The sequence below is a fragment of the Bacillus sp. GbtcB14 genome (assembly GCF_019091205.1).
GTDB classification, from domain to species: domain Bacteria; phylum Bacillota; class Bacilli; order Bacillales; family Bacillaceae_G; genus Bacillus_A; species Bacillus_A cereus_AG.
Map to the genome: position 1 here is coordinate 367,507 of NZ_JAGXJT010000001.1, position 25,430 is coordinate 392,936.

The following is a 25,430-nucleotide window of genomic DNA, read 5'->3' on the forward strand; positions in this document are numbered from 1 at the left end:
TTTACTATCATAAAAGATAAGAGAAATAAACTATAGGTACTGGTGTATCAAAATGTTACCTAAAAGTATCGTTGGCTAGAAGAAATGAAAGCTATAAATAGTTTCACTTTATTTCTGGAGAGGAGAAGGTATTGAAATCATGTTAAGAGCTCAAGAAATTTCTAAGTGGTTTCGTAATTTACAACATTCGAAAAAACTAAGTTGGATTTCTTATGTTTTATTAGGAGCAGTGCTGTTTTTTGCACTTATGAATAATGTAAAACCAGAGCAATTAGATGTTGATATGTATTCTATTGCGAAAAAAACAATTCATTCTCCTATTAAAATTGAAGATAAGGTTATAACGGACAGAAAAAAACAAGAGGCCGCTCAAAAAGTTGGGGATCAATATACATATAGAAGTGAATATAAACAAAATAGAATAGATATTGTAAATGATGTTTTTGCTAAGGTAAATGAAGTAATTCAAGAGATGAAAGCTGCTGGACCTGAAGAGCAAAAAAAGATGACCGATGCAAATAAATTAGAAAAGTTGAAGAAGAAGTTGCCATCTAATTTAACAAAGGAATTATCTGATGAGAATTTATTATACTTTATTAATGCAGAACCGGATCAATTAGAATTAGCAAAGAACGCGGCTCTAACGTCTATTAGTGTTATTATGGGTGGAAATATAAAAATGTCCGAAGAAATAGCGGCAAAAGAGCGATTTGTTAATGAAATGAAAAGCCTCAATGTGAATAGCGGATTGAAGGAAGCTGTGAATGCGCTAGGATCATATGCAATTACAGCAAATTACTTTTATGATCCGGCTGTAACGAAAGAGAAGAAGAAAGCGGAAGAAGATTTAGTTCCACCTGTTTATATTCTTCAAGGACAAGTTATTGTTAGAGAAGGTGAAACAATTTCAAGTGATATGTATAATCAGTTGAAATTAGTCGGTTTATTAGAGAAAGGTAATAGTTTTCAGCCTTATGTTGGATTAGCGGTGCTCATTGGTGTGTTACTGTACTTTATGCATAAGCAGTTTGAAGTATTTTTACAGCGTAAAAGAGAAGACAGACCGTATGTTTTAGCATATATTACAATTTTATCTATCACGATTGTTTTAATGAAAACTATTAGTTTGTTTCAAAAGCTTGAATACGCAGGGATTGCGTATGTTGTCCCAGTTGCGATGGGAACAATACTTGTAAAACTAATGATTGGCGATCGATTTGTATTTTTAACAAGTATGATTTTTTCTGTGTGCGGAAGTATTATGTTTAATGAAGGAGTAACAAGTACACTGAATTATAGTGTAGGTATTTATGTGCTATTAAGTTCATTATCAGTAAGTATTTTCTTAAGAGAAAAAAATCGTCGTACGATGATTTTGCAAGCTGGTATACTCGTTTCTATCTTAAATGTAGTCGTCTTAGCGGCGTTATTATTATTACGTAATGGGAATTTTTCACCTCTTGAAATTGGAACGCAATTATTGATGGCTTCCGTTTCAGGGATTATCTCATCCGTTTTAGCGATGGGGATATTACCATATTTAGAGAGTGGACTTGGAATTGTATCAAGCATGAAGCTTATGGAACTATCAAGTCCGAATCATCCGCTTTTGCGTAGAATTTTGTTAGAAGCGCCAGGAACATATCACCACAGTGTAATGGTAGCGAATCTTTCTGAGGCAGCTTGTGAAGCGGTTGGAGCAAATGGTGTATTAGCACGTGTAGGGGCGTATTATCATGATGTAGGAAAAACAGTACAACCGCAATTCTTTATTGAAAATCAGATGGGAATTGAAAATCCACATGATAAATTAGATCCTGTGACGAGTAAAGATATTATCATTGCTCATGTAACAGATGGAGTCAGAATGCTCGAAGAATACCATATTCCGCAAGAAATTATCGATATTGCGGGACAACACCATGGTACAACATTACTTAAATATTTTTATTATAAGGCGATTAAAGAAGATAAAGAAAAATATACAGAAGAGATGTTCCGCTATCCGGGGTCAAAAGCAACTTCTAAAGAGTCGGCAATTGTTGGTATTGCTGATAGTGTTGAGGCGGCGGTACGTTCTATGAATCACCCAACGCCAGATCAAATTAATAATTTAGTACAAAGTATTATTAAAGATCGCCTGCAAGATGGGCAATTTAGTGAATGTGATTTGACGTTTAAGGAACTACAAATCGTTGGAAAAACGTTATGTGAAACGTTAAATGGTATTTTCCATTCGCGTATTACATATCCGGAACCACCGGAAGAGAAGGAGAAAGAATGAGTTTATTAATTGATTTCATTGATGAAACAGAAGAAGTGAAAGAAGAATATGTGAATTTAATTCGTGAGATATTAGAAAAAGCAGCTCAAATGGAAAAAATAGAGGATGGTGCGGAGTTATCAGTAACATTTGTAGATAACGAACGCATTCGCGAGATTAATCGTGATTACCGAGATAAAGATCAGCCTACTGATGTCATTTCCTTTGCTATGGAAGAAATGGGAGAAGGAGAAATGGAAATTGTAGGTGCAGAGATGCCTCGCATGTTAGGTGACCTTATTATTTCTATTCCGAGAGCGAAAGAACAAGCTGAAGAGTATGGACATTCTTTTGATCGTGAACTTGGCTTTTTAGCGTTACATGGCTTTTTACATTTACTTGGTTATGACCACATGACAGAAGAGGATGAAAAAGAAATGTTTGGAAGACAAAAAGAAATTTTAGAGGCATTTGGATTAGGTCGATGAAAAAAGGAAAACTTATAAATAGTTTTGGATATGCTATAGCGGGTATATTCTTTTGTCTTCGTCATGAACGAAATATGAAAATTCATTATTTAGCCGCAGTCATTGTTATATGCTGCGGTTTTTATTTCCATATTACGAAAGTAGAGTGGATGGTATTACTTATTGTAATAGGAATTGTAATGAGTTTAGAGATGGTAAATACGGCTGTGGAAAAAACAGTAGATTTAGCGACTACCGGTATACATCCGTTTGCGAAAATTGCAAAGGATGTCGCAGCTGGAGCGGTTTTATTGTTTGCGATAATAGCCGTTATAATTGGTGCTATTATCTTTTTGCCGTATGTGGTATAGTTGCATTCCAAAGCTTTTATTAAGCTTTGAAAGTGCCGTAAAGGTCTTTAATCAGAGAGTGTATCTATTCACAGCTGTGGACAGGAAGGATGCGGGAATATGAATAGTAAACAATTAATTCAAGAAGCAATCGAAGCGCGTAAACAAGCGTACGTACCATATTCTAAATTTCAAGTAGGTGCAGCATTATTAACACAGGATGGAAAAGTATATCGTGGATGTAATGTTGAGAATGCATCATATGGCTTATGTAACTGTGCAGAAAGAACAGCTTTATTTAAGGCGGTTTCTGAAGGAGATAAAGAGTTTGTAGCTATCGCAATTGTGGCAGATACAAAGCGTCCGGTACCTCCTTGTGGAGCATGTCGACAAGTTATGGTAGAATTATGTAAACAGGATACGAAAGTATACCTATCAAATTTACATGGTGACGTTCAAGAGACGACAGTCGGAGAATTGTTGCCAGGAGCATTTTTAGCGGAGGATTTACATGAATAGAAAAGGTTATAAATCAGGTTTTGTCTCTATTATTGGCAGACCGAATGTTGGGAAATCTACATTTTTAAATCGTATTATCGGCCAGAAAATTGCCATTATGAGTGACAAGCCACAAACAACTCGTAATAAAATTCAAGGCGTATATACAGAAAATGATTCACAAGTAATTTTCATTGATACACCAGGAATACATAAACCTAAACATAAATTAGGCGACTTCATGGTGAAGATGGCTCAAACGACATTAAAAGAAGTTGATATTGTTCTGTTTATGGTCAATGCAGTTGAAGGATTTGGTCGTGGTGAGGAATTCATTATTGAGAAATTAAAAGAAACGAAACAACCAGTATTTTTAGTAATTAATAAAATTGATCAACTTCACCCAGAGCAATTATTAGAGTTAATTGATCAATACCGTAAACTATATGAGTTTGCAGAGATTGTACCAATTTCTGCATTAGACGGCAATAATGTGGATGCTTTAATTGGAACAATTAAAAAGTATTTGCCAGAAGGACCGCAATACTACCCAGATAATCAAGTAACGGATCATCCAGAGCGATTTATTATTTCAGAGCTTATTCGTGAGAAAGTACTACATTTAACACGTGAAGAAGTGCCTCATTCTGTGGCTGTTGTTATCGATGCAATCCAAAAACGCGAAGGCGGGGCAGTTTATATCAATGCAACGATTGTTGTTGAACGTCCGTCGCAAAAAGGGATTATTATCGGAAAACAAGGGAAGATGTTAAAAGAAGTTGGTAAGCGAGCTCGTTTTGATATTGAAGCATTACTTGGTTCTAAAGTATTTTTAGAAGTATGGGTAAAAGTGCAAAAAGATTGGCGTAATAAAATGTCTCAGCTTCGTGACCTTGGTTTCCGCGAAGACGAGTACTAAAATAGAGTACAGCTGTAATCAGCGGATGCTTTGTTCATCCGCTGATTATTGGTTTTTATGAGTTTTGATAAATTAGGAAAAATTTTTCTCACATGAAAATGGACAAAATGGGTCAATTTAATAACAACAAAGGAAATTGGTTTATAGGCTACGCTTATTGAGAAAGGTGGATTCTTATGCTAGATTTTACCTGGAAGTTTTTCTCCAAAACAGGAAGCATTGAAACGTACTTGCTTTTGAAAGAGATGGAAAAAGACGTAAACGATGAGATGGATCAACATGAAGAGGAGCTAGCGCATCTAGACTCTCCAATTTCTTGACCCGTTTTGTTCAAACCTTGGATGGTGACGAACATGTTTCAAAAAGTTGAGGGCATCGTTATCCGTACGACAGATTACGGAGAAACGAACAAGATTGTTACAATATTCTCAAGAGAATTGGGTAAGGTAAGTGCAATGGCCAGAGGGGCGAAAAAGCCGAAAAGCCGGTTAGCATCTGTTTCGCAACTTATGACCCATGGTAATTTTCTTATTCAAATGGGATCTGGGCTTGGAACTTTGCAACAAGGCGAGATTATTTCAACTATGAAAGAAATTCGCGAGGATATATTTTTAACTGCTTATGCATCATTTATTGTTGAGTTAACTGATAAAGCAACAGAAGATAAAAAACATAATCCATATTTATTTGAAATGTTATATCAAACGTTGCATTATATGTGTGAGGGTGTTGATTCAGAAGTATTATCATTAATTTATCAAACGAAAATGCTTCCGGTATTAGGGATGCGCCCGTATTTTGATACATGTGCGATTTGTCATCAAGAAACAGATTTTGTCGCCTTCTCTGTCCGGGAAGGCGGTTTTCTGTGCTCGCGTCATGCTGAGCAAGACCAGTATCGTATACCAGTGGGGGAAGCTGTTCATAAATTATTACGTCTTTTCTACCACTTCGATTTACATAGACTTGGCAATGTATCAGTGAAGGATAGCACAAAAAAACAAATGCGTTTAGTGTTGAATACATATTATGATGAATATTGCGGGATTTATTTGAAATCAAGACGTTTCTTGGAACAACTTGATAAGTTTCAAATATAATTTGGGGCCGTATACGGTCCTTTTTACATCCTATCTTTTTCAAATAGCATATTTAGTATATAATATTTAAGAGATAGTATAACTTTTTTCGTTGTGCATTGAAGGTGGTGATTATCATAGAGCTGAATAAACGGCAAGAACATATCATTCAGATTGTAAAAGATCACGGTCCTATTACAGGGGAGTCAATTGCTGCGCAATTAGGATTAACACGTGCAACGCTAAGACCAGACTTAGCAATTTTAACGATGGCTGGTTATTTAGAAGCGCGTCCACGCGTAGGTTATTTTTATACGGGTAAAACTGGGGGGCAGCTATTATCTGAAGCTGTTAAGAAAATTAAAGTACAAGATTATCAATCTAGACCAGCTGTAATTGATAAAAATGTATCAGTATACGATGCGATTTGTACTATGTTTTTAGAGGACGTAGGTACATTATTCGTTGTAGATCAATCGACTTTATTAGTTGGCGTTGTATCTCGTAAAGATTTATTACGAGCTAGCCTAGGAAAGCAGGATTTAACCTCTCTTCCGGTTAATATTATCATGACAAGGATGCCAAACATTGCGATGTGTCGTAGAGAAGATTCTTTGTATGATATTGCGATGGAATTAATAGAAAGACAGATTGATGCGATGCCAGTTGTAAAAGATACGAAGCAAGGTTTAGAAGTGATTGGACGAATTACAAAAACAAATATTACACGTGCGTTTGTAAACTTAGTAAATAACGAATAAGTGTAATTTGTTTAAAGTGAGGTAATGTAATGGATAATAAAATCGTATATGTCGTATCTGACTCTGTTGGAGAAACGGCTGATTTGGTTGTTCGAGCAGCGATGGGGCAATTCCCATTCGCTCCTGATATTAGACGTGTACCGTATGTAGAAGATACAGGGACATTAAAAGAAGTGATTTCAATTGCTAAGAGCAATCAAGCGCTTATTTGTTTCACGTTAGTAAAGCCTGACATGCGCCAGTATTTAGTGACAGAGGCTGCGAAAGAAGGCGTAGAGGCATATGATATTATTGGGCCTCTTATCGATCAAATTGAAGAAATTACAGGGCAAGTACCAAGATATGAGCCGGGTGTTGTTCGTAGATTAGATGAAGAATACTTTAAAAAGATTGAAGCGATTGAGTTTGCTGTAAAGTATGATGATGGTAGAGACGCACGTGGCATTTTAAAAGCAGATATCGTGTTGATTGGTATTTCGCGCACATCAAAAACACCACTTTCTCAATATTTAGCTCATAACAAACGTTTGAAAGTTGCCAATGTACCGCTCGTACCAGAAGTAGATCCGCCTGAAGAATTATATCAAGTGGCTAAAGAAAAATGCTTCGGTTTGAAAATTACGCCAGATAAGTTGAATCATATTCGAAAAGAGCGATTGAAATCACTTGGACTAAGTGACGGTGCAACATATGCCAATATTAATCGTATTAAAGAAGAAATTGATCACTTTGAGAATGTAGTTGGTAAAATAAATTGTCAAGTAATTGATGTATCGAATAAAGCGATTGAAGAAACAGCCAACATTATTGTGAATGCAGTGCAAAACCAAAAATTGTTTTAGCACATTTACCAAAGGTGAATGTGCTTTTTTCGCTCGTGAGAAACACAATGCCTGTTGATTTCGTAATAGATTATAGCGGAGTGGTTATACTTATATTCTTCTGTCTTTTTATTATGCTAAAGGTAGTGTTTCGTTATCCTGAAATAGAAGATGAAAAAAATAAAGGGATATGTAGCGCAGTTGAAGAAAATATATTATAATAAAAAATTGTGATAAAAACCTATATTTTACGTTTAGACTTTAATTTTTCAGAATAAACTAGGGATAGGATTTACGAAAAGACATGTAATTACGTTAAATCGACAAAATCTATACAAGAAAACGCACATTATGGAAGGATTCGCAGAAGGGATGTAGAATACAGAAATATGCCAAACATCAATATCGTATTAGTTGATGCAGATGCATATCCTGTGAATGCTGAAAATTGTGCAAGTTGGAACGAAAGTTCATGTCGAAATTTTGTTTGTCACACCGTATGCTCATCGTTTAAGGAAGTAGCAAGGAAGTTTGGGTCTATGTAGATGCTGAATAAGCTAAAGTTGATTTTTTATATGTATCAACATGCAAAAGAAACAGATCTCGTGATCACATAGGATATGGTGCTTGCTAGTCTTCTTGTAAAAAGTGTATATGTATTGTCTCCAGGAGATACATTTGTAACAGATGAGCAAATGGATACAATTTTATATAGTAGGTACGTATCTGCGAAATTACGTAGAAAAAGGCCTGAAAAATCGTTTGATAACGTGATCGACAACAATTTCTAATAAGTTTAGAAAAAATATTGTCGAATTATAAAGGAATTTTTTAATTTATATCGAATACAAAATACGACACGGAGATGGATTTATGGGGAACAGAATTCCCGAAGAAGTTGTTGAACAGATTCGGACGTCATCGGATATTGTAGAAGTGATTGGTGAATACGTTCAACTTAGAAAACAGGGGCGTAACTATTTTGGCCTTTGTCCATTTCATGGTGAGAATTCTCCTTCATTCTCTGTTTCATCTGATAAGCAAATTTTTCATTGCTTCGGATGTGGAGAAGGTGGAAATGTATTTTCCTTTCTAATGAAAATGGAAGGATTGGCTTTTACCGAGGCTGTTCAAAAGCTAGGTGAAAGAAACGGAACTGCAGTTGCAGAGTATACATCAGGGCAAGGACAACAAGAAGACATATCTGATGACACTGTCATCATGCAACAGGCTCATGAACTTTTGAAAAAGTATTATCATCATTTATTAGTAAATACAGAAGAAGGAAATGAAGCACTTTCGTATTTGTTAAAACGTGGTATTACGAAAGAGATGATTGAGAAGTTTGAAATTGGTTATGCGTCACCTGCTTGGGATGCAGCAACGAAAATTTTACAAAAAAGAGGTTTATCGCTGTCTAGTATGGAACAAGCTGGTCTTCTCATAAGAAGCGAGAAGGATGGTAGTCATTATGATCGCTTCCGTGGAAGAGTTATGTTTCCAATTTATACGTTACAAGGTAAAGTGATAGCGTTTAGTGGAAGGGCATTAGGAGATGACACTCCGAAATATTTAAATAGCCCTGAAACACCGATTTTTCATAAAAGTAAATTGTTGTATAACTTCCACCAAGCGAGGCCGTTTATTAGAAAACGTGGGCAAGTGGTCCTTTTTGAAGGGTATGCCGACGTAATGGCTGCGGTAAAAAGTGGTGTGGAAGAAGCTGTTGCGACAATGGGAACAGCTTTAACTGAAGAACAAGCAAAACTTCTGCGACGTAACGTTGAAACTGTTGTTCTTTGCTATGATGGTGATAAAGCAGGGCGAGAAGCAACGATGAAAGCAGGGCAATTATTGCTAAAAGTTGGTTGCCAAGTGAAAGTTACATCCTTGCCAGATAAGCTTGATCCTGATGAATATGTGCAACAATATGGGACAACTGCTTTTGAAAATCTTGTGAAATCAAGTATAAGTTTTGTTGGTTTTAAAATAAATTATTTGCGTTTAGGGAAAAATTTGCAAGATGAGTCTGGCAAAGAAGAATATGTGAAAAATGTTTTAAAAGAGTTATCGTTGCTACAGGATGCGATGCAGGCAGAATCATATTTGAAGTCATTATCGCAAGAATTTTCGTATTCAATGGAAACACTTTTGAATCAATTGCACCAATATCGCAAAGAACAAAAGGTACAGCAAAAACAAGTAAAGCAGGTTTCTAAGCCGTCTCAAATTGTTCAAACAAAACCGAAGTTAACAGGTTTTGAAAGGGCAGAAAGAGAAATTATTTACCATATGTTGCAAAGTCCAGAAGTGGCTGTTCGTATGGAATCCCACATAGAAGATTTTCATACAGAAGAACATAAAGGGATTTTATATGAACTATACGCATATTATGAAAAGGGAAATGAACCTTCAGTCGGAACATTTTTAAGTTGGCTCTCTGATGAGAAGTTAAAAAATATTATCACTGATATTTCGACGGATGAATTTATTAATCCAGAATACACAGAAGAAGTGTTACAAGGCCATTTGGAGACGCTCAGACGTCATCAAGAAAAACTTGAAAAGACGGAAATCATCTTTAAGGTAAAACAAATGGAAAAAACAGATCCTGTAGAAGCTGCTAAATATTATGTAGCATATTTACAAAATCAAAAAGCGAGAAAATAGCTTTTTTGATAAATTTTTAGTATAATGAATGTTTGTATCTCGCGTAAGGAGGGGAACAGATGGCTGACAAACCAGCTCGTTCTAAACAAATTGAAACTGAAATGACCCTTGAGCAAGTGAAAGAACAACTCACTGAGCTCGGAAAAAAACGTGGCGTTCTTACATATGAAGAGATTGCAGAACGCATGAATGGATTTGAAATTGAATCTGATCAAATGGATGAATATTATGAATATTTAGGTGAACAAGGGATTGACTTAGTTGGCGACAATGACAACGACGAAGGTCCTAATAATCGCCAAATTACAAAAGCGGAAGAAGAATTTGACCTTAATGATTTAAGTGTACCACCTGGGGTTAAAATCAATGATCCTGTTCGTATGTATTTAAAAGAGATTGGTCGTGTAGATTTACTATCTGCAGAAGAAGAAATTCGACTTGCAACGCGTATTGAAGACGGCGATGAAGAAGCGAAACGTCGTCTTGCAGAAGCAAACTTACGTCTTGTAGTAAGTATTGCAAAGCGTTACGTGGGCCGTGGTATGCTTTTCTTAGACTTAATCCAAGAAGGGAATATGGGTCTAATTAAAGCGGTTGAAAAGTTCGATTATCGTAAAGGTTTCAAATTTAGTACGTATGCAACTTGGTGGATTCGTCAAGCAATTACACGTGCGATTGCAGACCAAGCAAGAACAATTCGTATCCCAGTTCATATGGTTGAAACGATTAATAAGTTAATTCGTGTACAGCGTCAATTACTACAAGATTTAGGACGTGAACCATCTCCTGAAGAGATTGGTGAAGAAATGGATCTTGCTCCAGAAAAAGTACGTGAAATCTTAAAAATTGCACAGGAGCCAGTTTCTCTTGAAACACCGATTGGTGAAGAAGATGACTCCCATTTAGGTGATTTCATTGAAGACCAAGAAGCAACATCGCCTGCGGACCATGCAGCGTATGAATTGCTAAAAGAACAATTAGAAGATGTGTTAGATACACTAACAGATCGTGAAGAAAATGTTCTACGTCTTCGTTTTGGTTTAGATGATGGACGAACTCGTACGCTTGAAGAAGTTGGGAAAGTATTCGGCGTAACAAGAGAACGTATCCGTCAAATTGAAGCAAAAGCACTTCGTAAATTAAGACATCCAAGCCGTAGTAAGCGTCTTAAGGATTTCTTAGAGTAGGGCTACCTTTAAGTTTACTTCACTTTTGTGAAGTAAACTTTTTTATTTTGTTAATTTTTGTTAAACTTTAGCTATCAGCAACGATTACAATTTCTTGTAATTTATTTTACAGAATTGTCTTTTGATTTGCAAATGCTCATTTTTCGATTTTTCGATTAATTTTGTTTATTCTATACAAAAATATATGTAGAAAAGTGAAAAATATGATGAGAAACGTTAATAATTATCGAAATAATAAGCGATATTACAATGAAAAACAATAAACTGAATTTATGGAATATTTTTAACGATTGGTAGTTTACTCTTTTCTGATAGAGCGTTTTCAAGTACAATGGAAATGACTGAATCATCTAACTATTTAGGGGTATAGAGGGGGGAGAAGAGATATGAAACGTAATCCGCTGATTCCGTTCGCTCTTATTGCAGCATTAGGTATTATCGTTATGTTTGTATTTTCATTTCAGGGGCTAAATAAATCTAAAGAGTTAGCTGATGCAAAAAATGGTGGGAAGCCAGCACAAACAGCATCAAAGCCAGAGGATATTGTGAAGCAAAGCTGTACGAGCTGCCACGGTGATCAGTTACAAGGGGCAGTAGGACCTAATTTGCAAAAAATTGGTGGGAAACTTTCAAAAGATGAAATTAAAGAAATTCTTTCGAAAGGAAAAGGGAACATGCCACCAAATATAGTTCCAGCTGATCAAGCCGCTAAAGTAGCTGATTGGTTATCAAAGAAAAAATAAAGTATAGAAAAACAAGCCTTTTGCGTTTGCAAAAGGCTTGTTTTTCTATACTTTCTAAAATACGATTAGTAATAGAGAATTGAAGTGTTGTTACGGACTTGCAACAACCACTATAAATTCATTATCATGGAGACAGACTGACAAGAGAAGGAGTAATGGAAATACATGAATGAAGTAAAGCTTTCGAAACGATTAGAAGAAGTTGTGAGGGAGATTCCGGTAGGCTCTACAGTAGCTGATATTGGATCGGATCATGCGTATTTACCGTGTTATACAATTATAAATAATATTGCTACAAAAGCAGTTGCAGGAGAGGTTGTAGATGGACCGTTTCGCTCTGCACAAGCAACTGTAGCTGAAAGTGGCTTACAAGATAAAGTAGACGTTCGTAAAGGGAATGGATTAGCTGTTATAGCGCCAGGAGAAGTAGATGTTATTACGATTGCTGGTATGGGTGGAGCGTTAATTCGTGACATTTTAGAAAGTGGTAAAGAAAAATTAGAAGGTGTAACACGTTTAATCTTACAGCCGAATATTGCAGCGCACCATATTCGTGAATGGTTTATTGAGAATGGCTGGGAGCTTATCCATGAAAAAATCGTAAAAGAAGATGGGAAAATTTACGAAATTTTAGTAGGGGAGCGCGGAAACATCGAGCTTCCTTATTCCGAAAATAAACAAGCTGAATTATTTATGGGACCATTTTTAATAAAAGAAAAAAGTGAAGCTTTCGTTGAAAAATGGGAAGGAGAATTGAAAAACTTCCAAAATATTTTAAAACAGTTAGAACGTGCGGTTAATTCTGAAGAAACAAAAGCGAAGCATGCGGAAGTAGAAGCGAAAATGAAAATGATAGAGGAGGTTTTATCATGAGTAAAATTCCAAATGGCCATGAAATTATTTCTTTATTTGAAAGTATGTATCCAAAGCATTTGGCGATGGAAGGAGATAAGATTGGACTGCAGATTGGAGCGCTTAATAAGCCTGTACAACACGTATTAATTGCGTTAGATGTAACGGAAGAAGTTGTGGATGAAGCAATTCAATTAGGAGCGAATGTCATTATTGCTCATCACCCTTTAATTTTTAACCCGTTAAAAGCGATTCATACAGATAAGGCGTATGGGAAAATTATTGAAAAGTGTATTAAAAATGATATTGCAATCTATGCAGCGCATACAAATGTGGATGTTGCTAAGGGCGGAGTAAATGATTTACTTGCTGAGGCGTTAGGATTGCAAGATACAGAAGTTTTGGCACCGACATATGCAGAAGAAATGAAAAAAATTGTTGTGTTTGTACCTGAAACTCATGCAGAAGAAGTACGAAAAGCATTAGGGGGCGCAGGGGCTGGTCATATCGGCAATTATAGCCACTGTACGTTTAGCAGTGAGGGTACAGGCACGTTTGTACCTCAAGAGGGGACAAATCCTTATATCGGGGAAACTGGGCAGTTAGAACGCGTAGAAGAAGCACGAATCGAAACGATTATTCCAGCTTCACTACAGCGAAAAGTGATTAAGGCAATGGTAACCGCGCATCCATATGAAGAAGTAGCATATGATGTGTACCCACTTGATAACAAAGGCGAAACATTAGGGCTTGGGAAAATAGGATACTTAAAAGAAGAAATGACACTTGGGCAGTTTGCAGAACATGTAAAGCAATCATTAGATGTAAAGGGTGCACGAGTTGTTGGGAAGTTAGATGATAAAGTGCGCAAAGTAGCTGTACTTGGTGGTGATGGTAACAAATACATCAATCAAGCTAAATTTAAAGGAGCGGATGTATATGTAACAGGTGACATGTATTATCATGTTGCTCATGATGCGATGATGCTCGGTTTAAATATAGTTGACCCAGGACATAACGTTGAAAAAGTAATGAAGCAAGGTGTGCAAAAGCAATTACAAGAAAAAGTGGATGCAAAGAAACTCAATGTACACATTCATGCTTCGCAATTACATACAGATCCATTTACATTTGTATAAGAAAAATAAAAACCGTTGCTCATATAGGCAACGGTTTTTATTATTGTTCTTTTTTCACTTTTACACGAGGTAATATTTTTTGTAAAGGTACTTTTCGAACTCTCTCCCATGTAGCGGGATTCATTGGATCATATTGATCTAAGAAAGCGATAACTTCTTTTGTAATTGGAGTTGGAGTAGAAGCACCTGCTGTAACAGCTACGTTTTCTACACCTTGTAGCCACTCTAATTTAATCTCACTTACGTCTGCAACGCGGTATGCTTTCGTACCAGCGATTTCTTGTGATACTTGTGCTAAACGGTTTGAGTTGTTACTTTTTGGATCACCAACAACAATTGTTAAGTCTGCAACATCAGCTTGTTTAGCAACAGCTTCTTGGCGAACTTGAGTTGCTAAACAAATTTCTTTATGAAATTCTGCTGTTGGGAATTTCTTCTGAATATCCTCCATTAAATGCTGGACATCCCATTGGCTCATCGTTGTTTGATTCGTAACTAAAATTTTATCCGTTGGGATTTCTAATGTTTCTAAATCAGCGGCTCTTTCGATAAGATGAACGATGTCAGGTGCAATACCAACCGCACCTTCTGGTTCAGGATGATTTTTTTTACCGATATAAATGATATGGTAACCTTCAGCTTTCTTTGCTTCAATAAGGTCATGCGTTTTTGTAACATCTGGACAAGTGGCATCGATTGTCGTTAAACCTTTTTCTTTTGCACGCTGTTTAACTTCAGGAGAAACACCGTGAGCAGTAAAGATAACAGTACCAGAATCAATTTGATCTAAAATATCTAAGCGACTTGGGCCGTCTAATGTAATGATGCCATCTTCTTCGAATGCATCTGTTACATGTTTGTTGTGAACAATCATACCTAAAATGTAAATAGGTCTTGGTAATGATGTATCTAATGCGGCGTTACGTGCAATAACCATCGCGTCCACAACACCGTAGCAATAACCACGAGGGGAAATTTTAACAATTTTCATATGAGTAATCCTCTCCTTCTAAACAAGGGATACTTTTGTGCATAGTCTTTTATATTATAAAGGAGGAGTGGATAGAAAACAAAGGATTGTTATACATATAGTTTTGGTTTTGTTGCTATTTTTTGAACAGGCTCCTCTCGTAATTCTTTTTCTATGACTGGCTCAATCACTATTTTTTTTCTTTTTCTTTTTTTTTGTGGAGGAGGCGGAGTTGCTACCTCAACCTTTTCTGTTATGTCTTTAGCTTGATCTTCAGTCGGATCTTCTTCCGTACTTTTTCCAGAGGTGAGGATTTTAACAATGCTTGGTAGGTTACGCATAATAGGACCGTACTGTTCGACGACAGGGCTTACAGATTGAACGACTTGGGATACTTTTTCGATATTGTTTATCATATTAGTTGGATTCGAAATTAAATTCGCAAAAAAACTGCCGATGCCGCTACTTGATGCTGCTGTAGTTGCTGCACCGCCGCGCATTTCATTTGATTCATACATTTGAGGGGGGATCCTTTGCTCTGGATGCTGCTGCATGTATGGTTGATATTGTTGGGAGTATTGTTGGGAGTATTGCTGCGGGTATTGTTGAGGGTATTGTTGTTGATATTGGGGCGGCGGTTGCTGGTGCATCATTGGCGGCGGTCCTTCCATTTGTCGATAAGGCGGAACCATTTGCATGAAAGGCTCGGTTGGATCGTGTTTTTTAAAGAGTTTAGCAAGGAACCCTTTCTTTTTTTGTGCCATCGGTGGTAGCTGTGGAATTGGATATGGTGTATAAGGTTGCTGTCCTTGATTCGGATACATTTGCCTTGTGGGTGATTTTGGAAACATGTGAGAAATCCTCCTTTCTTCAGTTAGGTATATACACATACAATATGCAATAAGAGGGAAGAAGGTTAGTTTTTGAAGGGAAAACCTAAACTAAAGATGGATTTTACTTGTAGATTTCGATATAATGTAGACTTGACTGATTTGTGCGCGCAGTAGAAATTTAGAAAGAAGGTGTAACTTATGACACAACAAACTTTTACACAGTATGATTTTAAACCATTTTTAATAGATGCAGTTCGTGAACTACGCTTTACAGAGCCGACAGGAATTCAAAAGAAAATTTTCCCGGTCGTGAAAAAAGGTGTAAGTGTAATTGGACAATCCCAAACAGGTTCTGGGAAAACACATGCATACTTACTTCCTACATTGAACCGAATTAATGCAAGTCGTGAAGAAGTACAACTTGTTATTACAGCGCCTACTCGTGAGTTAGCACAACAAATTTACGAAGAAATCGTGAAATTAACAAAGTTTTGTGCGGAAGATCAAATGATTACAGCACGTTGTTTAATTGGTGGAACTGATAAGCAACGATCAATTGAAAAGTTGAAAAAACAACCTCATATTGTAGTTGGAACACCAGGACGTATTAAAGATTTAGTAGAAGCGCAAGCATTATTTGTTCATAAAGCAAATACTATTATTGTCGATGAAGCAGACTTAATGCTTGATATGGGATTCATTCATGATGTAGACAAAATTGCATCACGCATGCCTAGAAACTTGCAAATGCTAGTTTTCTCTGCAACAATTCCTCAAAAACTAAAACCGTTTCTGAAGAAATATATGGAGAATCCAGAGCATATTCATATCAATCCAAAACAAGTTGCGGCTGGGAATATTGAGCATTATTTAGTACCTTCTAAACATCGTAACAAAATCGATTTAGTGAACAAAATGTTGCTACAATTTAAACCGTATTTAGCAGTTGTTTTCACGAATACGAAGAAGATGGCGGATCAGGTTGCTGACGGATTAATGGAACGTGGCTTAAAAGTTGGACGAATTCACGGAGATTTATCACCGCGTGATCGTAAAAAAATGATGAAACAAATTCGTGACCTTGAATTCCAATATATTGTTGCAACTGATTTAGCAGCACGTGGTATTGATATTGAAGGAATTAGTCATGTTATTAACTATGAACTTCCATCAGACTTAGATTTCTTCGTTCACCGCGTTGGAAGAACAGCACGTGCAGGGCATTCAGGTATTGCAGTGACGATTTATGATCCAGCAAACGAAGAAGCGTTAGATAGTTTAGAAAAACAACGTCATATTGAGTTCAAGCATGTAGAGTTACGTGGAGATGAGTGGGCGGATTTAGGTGAACGTCGTCGTCGTAAGAGCCGTAAAAAACCAAATGATGAACTTGACGTTATGGCAACAAAAGTTATTAAAAAGCCGAAAAAAGTAAAACCAAACTATAAACGTAAACTTGCAACAGAACGTGACAAAGTGAAGAAAAAATATAGCAATAAAAAAAGATAAGGGGAGCCCCCTTATCTTTTTTTATCCGGCTATTTGCGGGATAAAAATCAGTGGAGGATGGAAAAAACACTGATTAAAGTTTTGGTGTAGCTAGTTACAATTTGCGTAGTGTTTTAGGAACAAACAATTCACTACATATTTCTACAAATTATGCTATCATTATATCTATTGTATATTGAAGAGGTGATTGTATGTTAAAGATTGGTTCTCATGTTTCTATGAGTGGTAAGAAAATGTTATTAGCAGCAAGTGAAGAGGCTGTTTCATACGGTGCAACGACGTTTATGATTTATACAGGTGCACCGCAAAATACACGAAGAAAACCAATTGAAGAATTGAACATAGAAGCAGGAAGAAAACATATGGAACTAAACGGTATTGAGGAAATTATCGTACATGCGCCATATATTATTAATCTTGGGAATACGACGAAGCCAGAAACATTCCAATTAGGTGTAGACTTCCTTCGCATGGAAATTGAAAGAACATCGGCATTAGGTGTAGCGAAACAAATCGTTCTTCACCCAGGTGCGCACGTTGGTGCAGGAGCGGATGCTGGTATTCAACAAATTATTAAAGGGCTTAATGAAGTATTAACGCCAGAGCAGACGGTTAACATTGCGTTAGAAACGATGGCAGGAAAAGGAACAGAATGCGGTCGTAGCTTTGAAGAAATTGCAAAGATTATTGATGGTGTCAAATATAATGAAAAATTATCAGTATGCTTTGATACGTGTCATACGCATGATGCAGGATATGATATTGTAAATGATTTTGACGGCGTATTAAACGAATTTGATAAGATTGTTGGTATTGATCGTTTGCAAGTACTTCATATTAATGATAGTAAAAATGTATGCGGCGCAGGAAAGGACCGTCATGAAAATATCGGCTTCGGTCATATCGGTTATAAAGCGTTACATCATATTGTGCATCACCCGCAGTTAATGCACGTACCAAAAATTCTTGAAACGCCATATGTAGGTGAAGATAAAAAAGATAAGAAGCCACCATATAAATTAGAAATCGAAATGCTGAAAAATGGTACTTTTGATGAAGGAATTCTTGATAAAATTAAAGCGCAATAAGCAATAAGGAGGGGATTTTCCCCTCCTTATTTTAATAGTTGTTGAAATAAAGTATTTACTTGTTGGGCAGTAGCAGGGGAGGTTACTTTTGCTATTTGTTTTAAGAGCTCTAGCCTTTCATCATTATCGTAAATGTTAATATTCTTTCCTTTCATAAGTAAAACAATTTGATCCGCTTGTGCAGTCGTAATAGAAACTTCATACTCTTTGCTATATTTCAATAATTCTTTTGTAGAAATATGATTTAATTTTTTATTTACAAGTTGTTTAATGAGGTTCATCAAGTTATCCTCCTTCACATGTTCTTCTATCGAAATATATGAGTACGTAGCTTGTACATATTCGTATAGAGCTTCTTTTTCATGAGAAAAAGAAGCGTATGTTATAATATAAGGACAAAACTATAGAAAAAGAGTATAGGGAGGACTTATGGAGCAGAAGCAACATCGAAAAGAAAGTGTTATCCATCTTATTTATCGTTTAGTTATGATTATTTTTGGAGCAGCATGCGCAGCGGTAGCGATTGAACTATTTTTAATGCCAAATAAAATTATTGATGGTGGAATTATTGGTATTTCTCTTATGTTAGATTATCTTACTCCTAATATTTGGTGGTTAAGTTTCTCTACTTTAGTCGTTATTCTCAATATCCCATTTATGTATTCGGGTTATAAGCAAATCGGAAAAACGTTCATGCTATCTTCAGCGTTCGGTATTGTAGCTTTAGCGTTTATTGAATCAACGTTACATGCTGTGCCGCCATTTACAACAGAGCCGATTTTAGCGACAGTGTTTGGTGGTCTTATTTTAGGTCTTGGTGTAGGGCTCGTTATTCGCCATGGTGGATCAATGGACGGAACAGAAATTATGGGTATTTTATTAACGAAGAAATTACCTTTCTCTGTTGGCGAATTTGTAATGTTTGTGAACTTATTTATTTTTGCATGGGCAGCATTTGTATTTGGTGTTGAGCAAGCTATGTATTCTGTTATGACGTACTATATCGCATTCAAAACAATTGATACAGTCATTCAAGGCTTAGATGAAACGAAAGCAGTTTTAATTGTATCAGATCAATATGAGGAAGTATCAAATGCGATTTTGCATCGTCTTGGTCGTGGAACTACAAAGCTTGTAGCGAAAGGCGGTTACACGGATAAAGAAAAAGAAGTTATTTATGCAGTTGTAACGCGTCTGGAAGTGACAAAGTTAAAATCAATTGTGTATGAAATTGATGCGAATGCGTTTGTTACGATTATGAATACACAAGAGACAAATGGTGGCAAGTTTAAATCGGCTATCCACTAGGGAATTTATCCAGTAAAAGCCCTCGCTAATCGTTAGGGGATAGCCTCATCTGATTAAGGTTTCATTTTATAGGAATATTTTTCGAAAGCAGAGGATTTTTCTCTGCTTTTTGTTATAATAATAAGGTTTCTTGAAAAAATTGATATATTTTAGGCAGATTGGTTTACAACTATAATAAGCTGTACTATAATTCAAATAGATATAAATCGGAATCATTCTGAATTAAAATAGGTGAGATGCTATGAATAATATATTAGAAATAGAAGGATTGTCATTTCGATATGAAGATCGAAATGTGTTAGAAGATATTAATTTGCAAGTTCCGAAGGGAGCTTTTTTAGGTTTAGTTGGGCCAAATGGCTCTGGAAAATCAACTTTGCTAAAATGTTTATTAGGCGTTTTAAAGCCAAAACAGGGAAGTATTCGTTTGTTTGGTGTTGATAGTAAGAAGTTTAAAGAATGGAACAAAGTTGGTTATGTGTCGCAAAAGGCAAATAGCTTTAATTCTGGTTTTCCGGCCACTGTTTTTGAAGTTGTATCAATGGGACTCGTTTCGAAAAAAGGGCTGTTTCGCTTTTTTACGAAAAACGATAAGGAAAAAGTAGAAAAAGCGATTGCTGATGTAGGGATGAGTGCGTTTCAAGGGCGCAATATCGGAGAACTTTCTGGTGGACAACAACAGCGTGTATTTATTGCTCGTGCGCTCGTTAGTGATCCTGAATTACTTATTTTGGACGAGCCCACTGTTGGAATCGATGTGAAGAATGTTGAAAGTTTTTATGAGATATTAGAGGATTTAAACAAAAGGTTAGGAATCACATTAATTCTCGTTACTCATGATATGGGAGCTGTTACAGAGAAGGTAACACATGTTGCATGCTTAAACCAACATCTACATTTCCATGGAAATGTAGAGAAGTTCCGAGAGTTAGAAGATGCAGAAATGTCCGTCTTATATGGACATCATGTTCATCGTTTAGAACACGAGCATCACGGGAGGATATAATGATACAAGATTTTTTACAATATGACTTTTTACGTAACTCTTTATATGCAGGAATTTTAATAGGACTTGTTGCACCGCTTATCGGTGTATTTGTTGTCATTCGCCGTATGTCGCTTATTGCGGATGCATTAAGTCATGTGACATTATCGGGTATTGCTGCAAGTTTACTACTAGAAAAAACAATTTTCACAGGAGGATTTTTAAATCCGTTATATATGGGAATGATTTTTTCTATTGGTGGGGCGTTACTAATTGAAAAATTACGTACTGTATATAAACATTATCAAGAATTAGCAATTCCGATTATTCTTTCAGCAGGAATGGGGATTGGGGTTATTTTTATATCACTTGCAAATGGATTTAACACTGATTTATTTAGTTATTTATTTGGGAGTGTAAGTGCTGTAACAAGTACAGATTTAATAATCATCGGCATTGTAGCAATTGTTGTTATTGTAACGATTACTTTATTATACAAAGAGTTATTTTTACTATCGTTTGATGAGGAATATGCTGTATCAACCGGTTTGAGTGCAAAGTGGATTCATTTTATTTTCATTATATTGGTTGCTCTTGTCATTGCAGTATCAATGCGTGTAGTAGGGGTTCTTCTCGTATCATCATTAATGACGTTACCAGTTGCAGCAAGTATTCGTATTGCGAATGGATTTAAACAAACAATTTTCTTTTCCATTATATTTGGTGAAATTGCAGTAATTGGTGGAATGTTTGCTTCATATCAACTTGATCTAGCGCCAGGTGGTACAATTGTTATGATAGCAGTTCTTATTTTAATTGGTGCGATTTTATGGAAAAAGAAAAAAACTGCATAAAGTAGGGATAGATATGAATCTAACAGAAGCTTTACGCCTAATGAAAGATAAAGGATACAAACATACTGGGAAAAGGGAAGAAATGCTCAGGTTATTTGCAGCTCACAATCGTTATTTAACGGCGAAAGACGTTTTAGAGCATATGAAGGATGATTATCCAGGTCTTAGCTTTGATACGATTTATCGTAACTTAACGGTGTTTGCTGAAATCGGTGTTTTGGAACAAACGGAATTAAATGGTGAAAAACATTTTCGTTTTACATGTTCTATTATGGAACATCATCATCATTTTATTTGTTTAGATTGCGGGGGGACGAAAGAGATTACTTCCTGCCCGATGGATTTTATGAATAAAGATTTTAACGGTTATGAAGTAACTGGTCATAAGTTTGAAATATACGGCCGTTGTCCAAAATGTGCAAAATAAGAACTCGTCGGTTACACAACTGACGAGCTTTTTTTACGTAAAAAAGAAGGTTGCCACAATATTTGTCGGCAACCTTCTTTTTATTTTTCTTGTGTTTCTTTTTCTTTTTCTCGTTCAGCAGCCATTTCAGCAGCAATTACGTCGATTTCTTTTTTCAGTTCTTCTACCATGATTTCTTCTGGTACTTTACGAACAACTTGCCCTTTACGGAATAATAATCCTTCTCCGCGTGCACCGGCGATACCGATATCAGCTTCACGAGCTTCACCAGGACCGTTTACAGCGCAGCCAAGTACTGCAACTTTAATTGGTACTTTTAGTGTAGAGATGTATTCTTCTACCTCGTTAGCGATGCTAATTAAATCAATTTCAATACGACCGCAAGTTGGACAAGAAATAAGTGTTGCTGCATTAGATGCAAGGCCGAATGACTTTAATAGCTCACGCGCAACTTTTACTTCTTCAACTGGGTCAGCACTTAATGAAATACGTAGTGTATTTCCGATGCCTTTATTTAAGATTGCTCCAAGACCAGCGGCACTTTTTACAGTTCCGGCAAATAATGTTCCAGATTCTGTAATACCTAAATGTAATGGGTAATCAAAAGCACGAGCAGCTTTTTCATATGCTTCGATTGCTAAGTTAACATCAGAGGCTTTCATAGATACGATAATATCGTGGAAATCTAAGTCCTCTAAAATTTTAATGTGATGTAGGGCACTCTCGACCATACCATCTGCAGTTGGGTATCCGTACTTTTCTAAAATGTGACGCTCTAATGAACCTGCGTTTACACCGATACGGATTGGAATGCCGCGTTCTTTCGCTGCATTTACAACAGCTTCTACTTTATGGCGACGACCAATGTTACCTGGATTGATACGTACTTTATCAATGCCACCTTCAATTGCTTTTAAAGCAAGGCGATAATCAAAATGAATATCAGCAACAAGTGGAATGTTGATTTGTTTTTTAATATCAGCAATAGCATTTGCTGCGCGTTCGTCTGGAACAGCAACACGAACGACTTGACAGCCAGCTTCTTCTAAACGTTTAATTTCAGCAACTGTTGCTTCAACATCATGTGTTTTTGTTGTTGTCATACTTTGTATAATTAATTCATTATTACCGCCAATTGTTAAATTACCGACTTTAACTGGACGTGTTTTTGTACGATGAGTCATTTCATTCACGAATAGATCGCTCTCCTTATAAAAGAAGTTTCTTATTTAGTCCCACATATCAATGATAGTATACGTGATACAGGGCTATAGAAACCGAAGTGCTCGGTTTCACTTTTACTATTGTATCAGCGCCTTTATGTAATTGACAAGGATTAAGTGATTGCTTATTGATATAACGGGAATTTATAAGACTTTCCAATTTGTATTTTTGTAGCAGATGTACTTTTGTTTAGTTGTTTAAAGTCATCAATTACCTTCTCAATGGAAGGGATTTTTTTCTTGTTAATTTGTTCGGTAATAGAAAGAACTGTCTCACCTGTTTTGACTTCAATTGTTTTATAAGTGACATCTGTTTCTTTTTCTGCTTTGTTCTCTTTATTTTGTTTTGTATCTGTGCTTTCTTGTTTTATTGTTTGGGCAGCGGTTGTTTTTTTATATGAACTTAACATCGGTAAAGTGCCGATTTTTATATCGTAATAAAATATATAACCAAGAACAAGCACGAATAAGAATATACCTAATCTCTTCATATTCTTCACTCCTTTGCTAGGAATATATGCTTGTCCAAAAAAAAAATGCCTATTTAGGCATTTTTTTCGTTCTTATTTTTCTTTCGGTTTTGGAACTTCTTTAATCGTTAAGTAAAGAACAATTAAAACAACTGCGATATAAATGAATGTTGAACCAGGTACAACAATTTTGAATAGATCCATAATCATAAAGAAGATTGTTGGAATTGTGTAGCTGTATGCAGTTAATGTCCATACTTGCTTATAAGATAATTTACGTTGACCGCTCATAGCAGAACCTATAAATGCAAGTAAAGTAATTCCTAAGAAAGTAATAAACAATTGGAATAGGTATACTAACACGCCGATAACAGCTAGTAAAATTGGATAAATACTATCGAATACAGAAATGAAATCTTGCAAATCTTTCTTCTCAAGAGATGTCCCTAATAAATCATTATAGGAGTATGTTTGTGTTTGACCATTTCCTATAGAAACTACTTTATCTTTTAAAATAAATAAACCAGTTTTGTTTTGATATGTTTCTATATCTGTTGTATTTGGATCAAATACGAAAAGAGCATCTCCCTCTTCCTTTAGAATAGGTTGTTCAATATCTGCTTTTAGTTCACCGTTTTCGATTTTAAAATCAGGTAAATCTTTTTCAATTGCTTGATTTACCATGGTAACACTATCTTGAATAAAGCTACCGTAAAAGAATGTTCTTGGAATAGTAGTGATTAGACAAAGTAGCATAATATACAAAATGGTTTTTCCGATTTTTTGAAAACGGAATAGCGCCATATCTTTAGGCGAATATACGCTTTTTGCTAATTGGGTAAATATGGACATAGATTCACTTCCTTTATGTATGTATAAAATCATTGTAACGTAGGAATCTAGAGAATCTCAAGATATATTATATTTACATATAGTGGAGATAACTAAATTTCTTTTTATTAATTTTCTTCTTTTATATGAGAAAAATACAATTGACACTTTTCTTTTCCATATGGTAAATTTATCTTACATTTCTTAAAGGATATATCTGATAGGAATTCCTTTATTTGATATGTTGTTACATACATAATTGTGGACCCTTAGCTCAGCTGGTTAGAGCAGACGGCTCATAACCGTCCGGTCGTAGGTTCGAGTCCTACAGGGTCCATATCCATTTCACATGTTTATTATGTCAGCGGGAAGCTTCCTTGTAGAAGGGAGCTTTTTTTACGGAATATATGAGCATTTTAATTGAAAAGAAGTGGGATTTTTGCTACGTTAATGATAGCAAGACAATGTGATTTATTTGTTTGCACCCTATGGCAATTAGGGTAGAATGAAGTTGTATGTCACTTAAGTGGCAATACATAAACTGGGAGGAATATAACAATGGCAAAACACGAATTACCAAACTTACCTTATGCGTATGATGCTTTAGAGCCTCACTTTGACAAAGAAACGATGAACATCCATCATACAAAACACCATAACACGTACATTACAAACTTAAACGCTGCTTTAGAAGGTCATGCAGAATTAGCTGACAAAAGCGTAGAAGAATTAGTTGCAAACTTAAACGAAGTACCAGAAGCAATCCGTACAGCAGTACGTAACAATGGTGGCGGACATGCTAACCATACATTCTTCTGGACAATCTTATCTCCAAATGGCGGCGGACAACCAGTAGGCGAACTTGCAACTGCAATTGAAGCAAAATTCGGTAGCTTCGATGCATTCAAAGAAGAATTCGCAAAAGCTGGCGCAACTCGTTTCGGTTCTGGTTGGGCTTGGTTAGTAGTAAACAATGGTGAGTTAGAAGTAACAAGCACGCCAAACCAAGATTCTCCTCTAACTGAAGGTAAAACTCCAGTTGTAGGTTTAGATGTTTGGGAACATGCTTACTACTTAAATTACCAAAACCGTCGTCCTGACTACATCGGTGCATTTTGGAACGTTGTAGATTGGAACGCTGCTGAAAAACGTTACCAAGAAGCAAAATAATTATAGAAAAAAA

27 protein-coding genes and 1 tRNA gene are annotated in these 25,430 nt (G+C 36.0%); 22 read left to right on the plus strand and 6 right to left on the minus strand.

Annotated features, from left to right (window positions below; all coding sequences use genetic code 11):
• Nucleotides 1-139: 139 nt before the first annotated feature.
• The 14 genes from KVT31_RS01940 to KVT31_RS02005 all read left to right on the plus strand — a co-directional run bounded on the left by KVT31_RS01940 (nt 140) and on the right by KVT31_RS02005 (nt 13,749).
• Entirely contained in the window at nt 140-2,284 is a 2,145-nt protein-coding gene (locus KVT31_RS01940) for an HD family phosphohydrolase (protein ID WP_088097783.1), read from the plus strand.
• Nucleotides 2,281-2,751: an rRNA maturation RNase YbeY gene (gene ybeY, locus KVT31_RS01945; RefSeq protein ID WP_000054689.1), complete on the plus strand. Its 471-nt coding sequence runs from the start codon at nt 2,281-2,283 to the stop codon at nt 2,749-2,751. Before KVT31_RS01940 ends, ybeY begins: the two co-directional genes overlap by 4 nt.
• Nucleotides 2,748-3,101 carry a diacylglycerol kinase family protein gene (locus KVT31_RS01950; RefSeq protein WP_088097782.1) on the plus strand — a complete coding sequence of 118 codons (354 nt, stop codon included), beginning with the start codon at nt 2,748-2,750 and terminating at the stop codon, nt 3,099-3,101. The genes ybeY and KVT31_RS01950 overlap by 4 nt, the downstream gene beginning before the upstream one ends.
• Nucleotides 3,102-3,200: 99 nt before the next feature.
• A complete protein-coding gene (locus KVT31_RS01955; protein WP_001086294.1) occupies nt 3,201-3,599 on the plus strand; it encodes a cytidine deaminase in 399 nt (132 codons plus the stop codon).
• A complete protein-coding gene (gene era, locus KVT31_RS01960; protein ID WP_061677310.1) occupies nt 3,592-4,497 on the plus strand; it encodes a GTPase Era in 906 nt (301 codons plus the stop codon). Before KVT31_RS01955 ends, era begins: the two co-directional genes overlap by 8 nt.
• A 176-nt stretch (nt 4,498-4,673) precedes the next feature.
• A complete protein-coding gene (locus KVT31_RS01965) occupies nt 4,674-4,817 on the plus strand; it encodes a YqzL family protein (protein ID WP_000883924.1) in 144 nt (47 codons plus the stop codon).
• Between the two features lie 33 nt (nt 4,818-4,850).
• Nucleotides 4,851-5,597: a DNA repair protein RecO gene (gene recO, locus KVT31_RS01970; RefSeq protein ID WP_000487012.1), complete on the plus strand. Its 747-nt coding sequence runs from the start codon at nt 4,851-4,853 to the stop codon at nt 5,595-5,597.
• Between the two features lie 107 nt (nt 5,598-5,704).
• Nucleotides 5,705-6,337 (plus strand): transcriptional regulator CcpN, encoded by a 633-nt coding sequence (gene ccpN / locus KVT31_RS01975; RefSeq protein ID WP_000583755.1) that lies wholly within the window; start codon nt 5,705-5,707, stop codon nt 6,335-6,337.
• Nucleotides 6,338-6,366: 29 nt separating this feature from the next.
• Nucleotides 6,367-7,179 carry a pyruvate, water dikinase regulatory protein gene (locus tag KVT31_RS01980; RefSeq protein WP_000368940.1) on the plus strand — a complete coding sequence of 271 codons (813 nt, stop codon included), beginning with the start codon at nt 6,367-6,369 and terminating at the stop codon, nt 7,177-7,179.
• 852 nt (nt 7,180-8,031) lie between these two features.
• On the plus strand, nt 8,032-9,828 hold the full coding sequence (gene dnaG, locus KVT31_RS01985) for a DNA primase (RefSeq protein ID WP_088097780.1): 1,797 nt from the start codon (nt 8,032-8,034) through the stop codon (nt 9,826-9,828).
• Nucleotides 9,829-9,887: 59 nt separating this feature from the next.
• The gene (gene rpoD, locus KVT31_RS01990; protein WP_088097779.1) at nt 9,888-11,015 is read left to right on the plus strand and encodes an RNA polymerase sigma factor RpoD; all 1,128 of its coding nucleotides are present in this window, start codon (nt 9,888-9,890) and stop codon (nt 11,013-11,015) included.
• Between the two features lie 386 nt (nt 11,016-11,401).
• Complete coding sequence (gene cccA / locus KVT31_RS01995) at nt 11,402-11,758, plus strand: cytochrome c550 (protein ID WP_000828145.1); 357 nt, start codon at nt 11,402-11,404, stop codon at nt 11,756-11,758.
• 165 nt (nt 11,759-11,923) lie between these two features.
• Entirely contained in the window at nt 11,924-12,631 is a 708-nt protein-coding gene (locus KVT31_RS02000) for a tRNA (adenine(22)-N(1))-methyltransferase (RefSeq protein ID WP_088097778.1), read from the plus strand.
• Nucleotides 12,628-13,749 (plus strand): Nif3-like dinuclear metal center hexameric protein, encoded by a 1,122-nt coding sequence (locus tag KVT31_RS02005; protein ID WP_088097777.1) that lies wholly within the window; start codon nt 12,628-12,630, stop codon nt 13,747-13,749. Before KVT31_RS02000 ends, KVT31_RS02005 begins: the two co-directional genes overlap by 4 nt.
• A 40-nt stretch (nt 13,750-13,789) precedes the next feature.
• On the opposite strand, the gene KVT31_RS02010 is transcribed toward KVT31_RS02005, so the two are convergent.
• Complete coding sequence (locus tag KVT31_RS02010) at nt 13,790-14,740, minus strand: 4-hydroxy-3-methylbut-2-enyl diphosphate reductase (RefSeq protein ID WP_098341783.1); 951 nt, start codon at nt 14,738-14,740, stop codon at nt 13,790-13,792.
• An 89-nt stretch (nt 14,741-14,829) separates the two neighbouring features.
• Nucleotides 14,830-15,570 carry a VrrA/YqfQ family protein gene (vrrA, locus tag KVT31_RS02015; protein ID WP_088097775.1) on the minus strand — a complete coding sequence of 247 codons (741 nt, stop codon included), beginning with the start codon at nt 15,568-15,570 and terminating at the stop codon, nt 14,830-14,832.
• 180 nt (nt 15,571-15,750) lie between these two features.
• On the opposite strand from vrrA, the gene KVT31_RS02020 reads away from it, so the two are divergent.
• Both KVT31_RS02020 and KVT31_RS02025 read left to right on the plus strand, forming a co-directional pair.
• Nucleotides 15,751-17,061 carry a DEAD/DEAH box helicase gene (locus KVT31_RS02020; RefSeq protein ID WP_000194012.1) on the plus strand — a complete coding sequence of 437 codons (1,311 nt, stop codon included), beginning with the start codon at nt 15,751-15,753 and terminating at the stop codon, nt 17,059-17,061.
• A 191-nt stretch (nt 17,062-17,252) separates the two neighbouring features.
• Entirely contained in the window at nt 17,253-18,149 is an 897-nt protein-coding gene (locus KVT31_RS02025) for a deoxyribonuclease IV (RefSeq protein WP_088097774.1), read from the plus strand.
• 26 nt (nt 18,150-18,175) lie between these two features.
• Here KVT31_RS02025 and KVT31_RS02030 read toward each other — a convergent pair whose 3' ends face one another.
• On the minus strand, nt 18,176-18,430 hold the full coding sequence (locus KVT31_RS02030) for a DUF2624 domain-containing protein (RefSeq protein WP_001048965.1): 255 nt from the start codon (nt 18,428-18,430) through the stop codon (nt 18,176-18,178).
• Nucleotides 18,431-18,578: 148 nt separating this feature from the next.
• Between KVT31_RS02030 and KVT31_RS02035 the strand changes: the two genes are divergently transcribed.
• The 4 genes from KVT31_RS02035 to KVT31_RS02050 all read left to right on the plus strand — a co-directional run bounded on the left by KVT31_RS02035 (nt 18,579) and on the right by KVT31_RS02050 (nt 21,723).
• Nucleotides 18,579-19,457, plus strand: a complete 879-nt coding sequence (locus KVT31_RS02035; RefSeq protein ID WP_088097773.1) for a YitT family protein — start codon at nt 18,579-18,581, stop codon at nt 19,455-19,457.
• Nucleotides 19,458-19,698: 241 nt separating this feature from the next.
• A complete protein-coding gene (locus KVT31_RS02040) occupies nt 19,699-20,463 on the plus strand; it encodes a metal ABC transporter ATP-binding protein (protein WP_088097772.1) in 765 nt (254 codons plus the stop codon).
• Entirely contained in the window at nt 20,463-21,296 is an 834-nt protein-coding gene (locus tag KVT31_RS02045; protein WP_088097771.1) for a metal ABC transporter permease, read from the plus strand. The genes KVT31_RS02040 and KVT31_RS02045 overlap by 1 nt, the downstream gene beginning before the upstream one ends.
• Nucleotides 21,297-21,309: 13 nt before the next feature.
• Entirely contained in the window at nt 21,310-21,723 is a 414-nt protein-coding gene (locus KVT31_RS02050; RefSeq protein ID WP_001054512.1) for a Fur family transcriptional regulator, read from the plus strand.
• Between the two features lie 80 nt (nt 21,724-21,803).
• Here the strand turns inward: KVT31_RS02050 and ispG are convergent, their stop codons facing one another.
• The 3 genes from ispG to KVT31_RS02065 form a co-directional block, all read right to left on the minus strand.
• Nucleotides 21,804-22,907: a flavodoxin-dependent (E)-4-hydroxy-3-methylbut-2-enyl-diphosphate synthase gene (ispG, locus tag KVT31_RS02055; RefSeq protein WP_140392579.1), complete on the minus strand. Its 1,104-nt coding sequence runs from the start codon at nt 22,905-22,907 to the stop codon at nt 21,804-21,806.
• 164 nt (nt 22,908-23,071) lie between these two features.
• Nucleotides 23,072-23,437 (minus strand): protein YqfZ, encoded by a 366-nt coding sequence (gene yqfZ, locus KVT31_RS02060; protein ID WP_088097769.1) that lies wholly within the window; start codon nt 23,435-23,437, stop codon nt 23,072-23,074.
• A 72-nt stretch (nt 23,438-23,509) separates the two neighbouring features.
• Nucleotides 23,510-24,268, minus strand: coding sequence for a DUF1189 domain-containing protein (locus KVT31_RS02065; protein WP_000021902.1), 759 nt, complete (start codon nt 24,266-24,268; stop codon nt 23,510-23,512).
• A gap of 242 nt (nt 24,269-24,510) precedes the next feature.
• Between KVT31_RS02065 and KVT31_RS02070 the strand changes: the two genes are divergently transcribed.
• Nucleotides 24,511-24,584, plus strand: a tRNA-Ile gene (locus KVT31_RS02070).
• A 221-nt stretch (nt 24,585-24,805) separates the two neighbouring features.
• The gene (gene sodA / locus KVT31_RS02075; RefSeq protein ID WP_001052034.1) at nt 24,806-25,417 is read left to right on the plus strand and encodes a superoxide dismutase [Mn]; all 612 of its coding nucleotides are present in this window, start codon (nt 24,806-24,808) and stop codon (nt 25,415-25,417) included.
• Nucleotides 25,418-25,430 lie beyond the last annotated feature (13 nt).

Coding starts and splice junctions, on each gene's coding strand:
- yqfZ (WP_088097769.1), bottom strand. CDS start 23,437: ATGAAGAGATTAGGTATATTCTTATTCGTGCTTGTTCTTGGTTATATA.
- KVT31_RS02040 (WP_088097772.1), top strand. CDS start 19,699: ATGAATAATATATTAGAAATAGAAGGATTGTCATTTCGATATGAAGAT.
- era (WP_061677310.1), top strand. CDS start 3,592: ATGAATAGAAAAGGTTATAAATCAGGTTTTGTCTCTATTATTGGCAGA.
- vrrA (WP_088097775.1), bottom strand. CDS start 15,570: ATGTTTCCAAAATCACCCACAAGGCAAATGTATCCGAATCAAGGACAG.
- KVT31_RS02020 (WP_000194012.1), top strand. CDS start 15,751: ATGACACAACAAACTTTTACACAGTATGATTTTAAACCATTTTTAATA.
- KVT31_RS02025 (WP_088097774.1), top strand. CDS start 17,253: ATGTTAAAGATTGGTTCTCATGTTTCTATGAGTGGTAAGAAAATGTTA.
- KVT31_RS02045 (WP_088097771.1), top strand. CDS start 20,463: ATGATACAAGATTTTTTACAATATGACTTTTTACGTAACTCTTTATAT.
- KVT31_RS01950 (WP_088097782.1), top strand. CDS start 2,748: ATGAAAAAAGGAAAACTTATAAATAGTTTTGGATATGCTATAGCGGGT.
- sodA (WP_001052034.1), top strand. CDS start 24,806: ATGGCAAAACACGAATTACCAAACTTACCTTATGCGTATGATGCTTTA.
- ybeY (WP_000054689.1), top strand. CDS start 2,281: ATGAGTTTATTAATTGATTTCATTGATGAAACAGAAGAAGTGAAAGAA.
- KVT31_RS01940 (WP_088097783.1), top strand. CDS start 140: ATGTTAAGAGCTCAAGAAATTTCTAAGTGGTTTCGTAATTTACAACAT.
- KVT31_RS01980 (WP_000368940.1), top strand. CDS start 6,367: ATGGATAATAAAATCGTATATGTCGTATCTGACTCTGTTGGAGAAACG.
- KVT31_RS01965 (WP_000883924.1), top strand. CDS start 4,674: ATGCTAGATTTTACCTGGAAGTTTTTCTCCAAAACAGGAAGCATTGAA.
- ispG (WP_140392579.1), bottom strand. CDS start 22,907: ATGACTCATCGTACAAAAACACGTCCAGTTAAAGTCGGTAATTTAACA.
- KVT31_RS02005 (WP_088097777.1), top strand. CDS start 12,628: ATGAGTAAAATTCCAAATGGCCATGAAATTATTTCTTTATTTGAAAGT.
- KVT31_RS02000 (WP_088097778.1), top strand. CDS start 11,924: ATGAATGAAGTAAAGCTTTCGAAACGATTAGAAGAAGTTGTGAGGGAG.
- KVT31_RS02050 (WP_001054512.1), top strand. CDS start 21,310: ATGAATCTAACAGAAGCTTTACGCCTAATGAAAGATAAAGGATACAAA.
- dnaG (WP_088097780.1), top strand. CDS start 8,032: ATGGGGAACAGAATTCCCGAAGAAGTTGTTGAACAGATTCGGACGTCA.
- KVT31_RS02035 (WP_088097773.1), top strand. CDS start 18,579: ATGGAGCAGAAGCAACATCGAAAAGAAAGTGTTATCCATCTTATTTAT.
- KVT31_RS02065 (WP_000021902.1), bottom strand. CDS start 24,268: ATGTCCATATTTACCCAATTAGCAAAAAGCGTATATTCGCCTAAAGAT.
- cccA (WP_000828145.1), top strand. CDS start 11,402: ATGAAACGTAATCCGCTGATTCCGTTCGCTCTTATTGCAGCATTAGGT.
- rpoD (WP_088097779.1), top strand. CDS start 9,888: ATGGCTGACAAACCAGCTCGTTCTAAACAAATTGAAACTGAAATGACC.
- KVT31_RS02010 (WP_098341783.1), bottom strand. CDS start 14,740: ATGAAAATTGTTAAAATTTCCCCTCGTGGTTATTGCTACGGTGTTGTG.
- KVT31_RS02030 (WP_001048965.1), bottom strand. CDS start 18,430: ATGAACCTCATTAAACAACTTGTAAATAAAAAATTAAATCATATTTCT.
- recO (WP_000487012.1), top strand. CDS start 4,851: ATGTTTCAAAAAGTTGAGGGCATCGTTATCCGTACGACAGATTACGGA.
- KVT31_RS01955 (WP_001086294.1), top strand. CDS start 3,201: ATGAATAGTAAACAATTAATTCAAGAAGCAATCGAAGCGCGTAAACAA.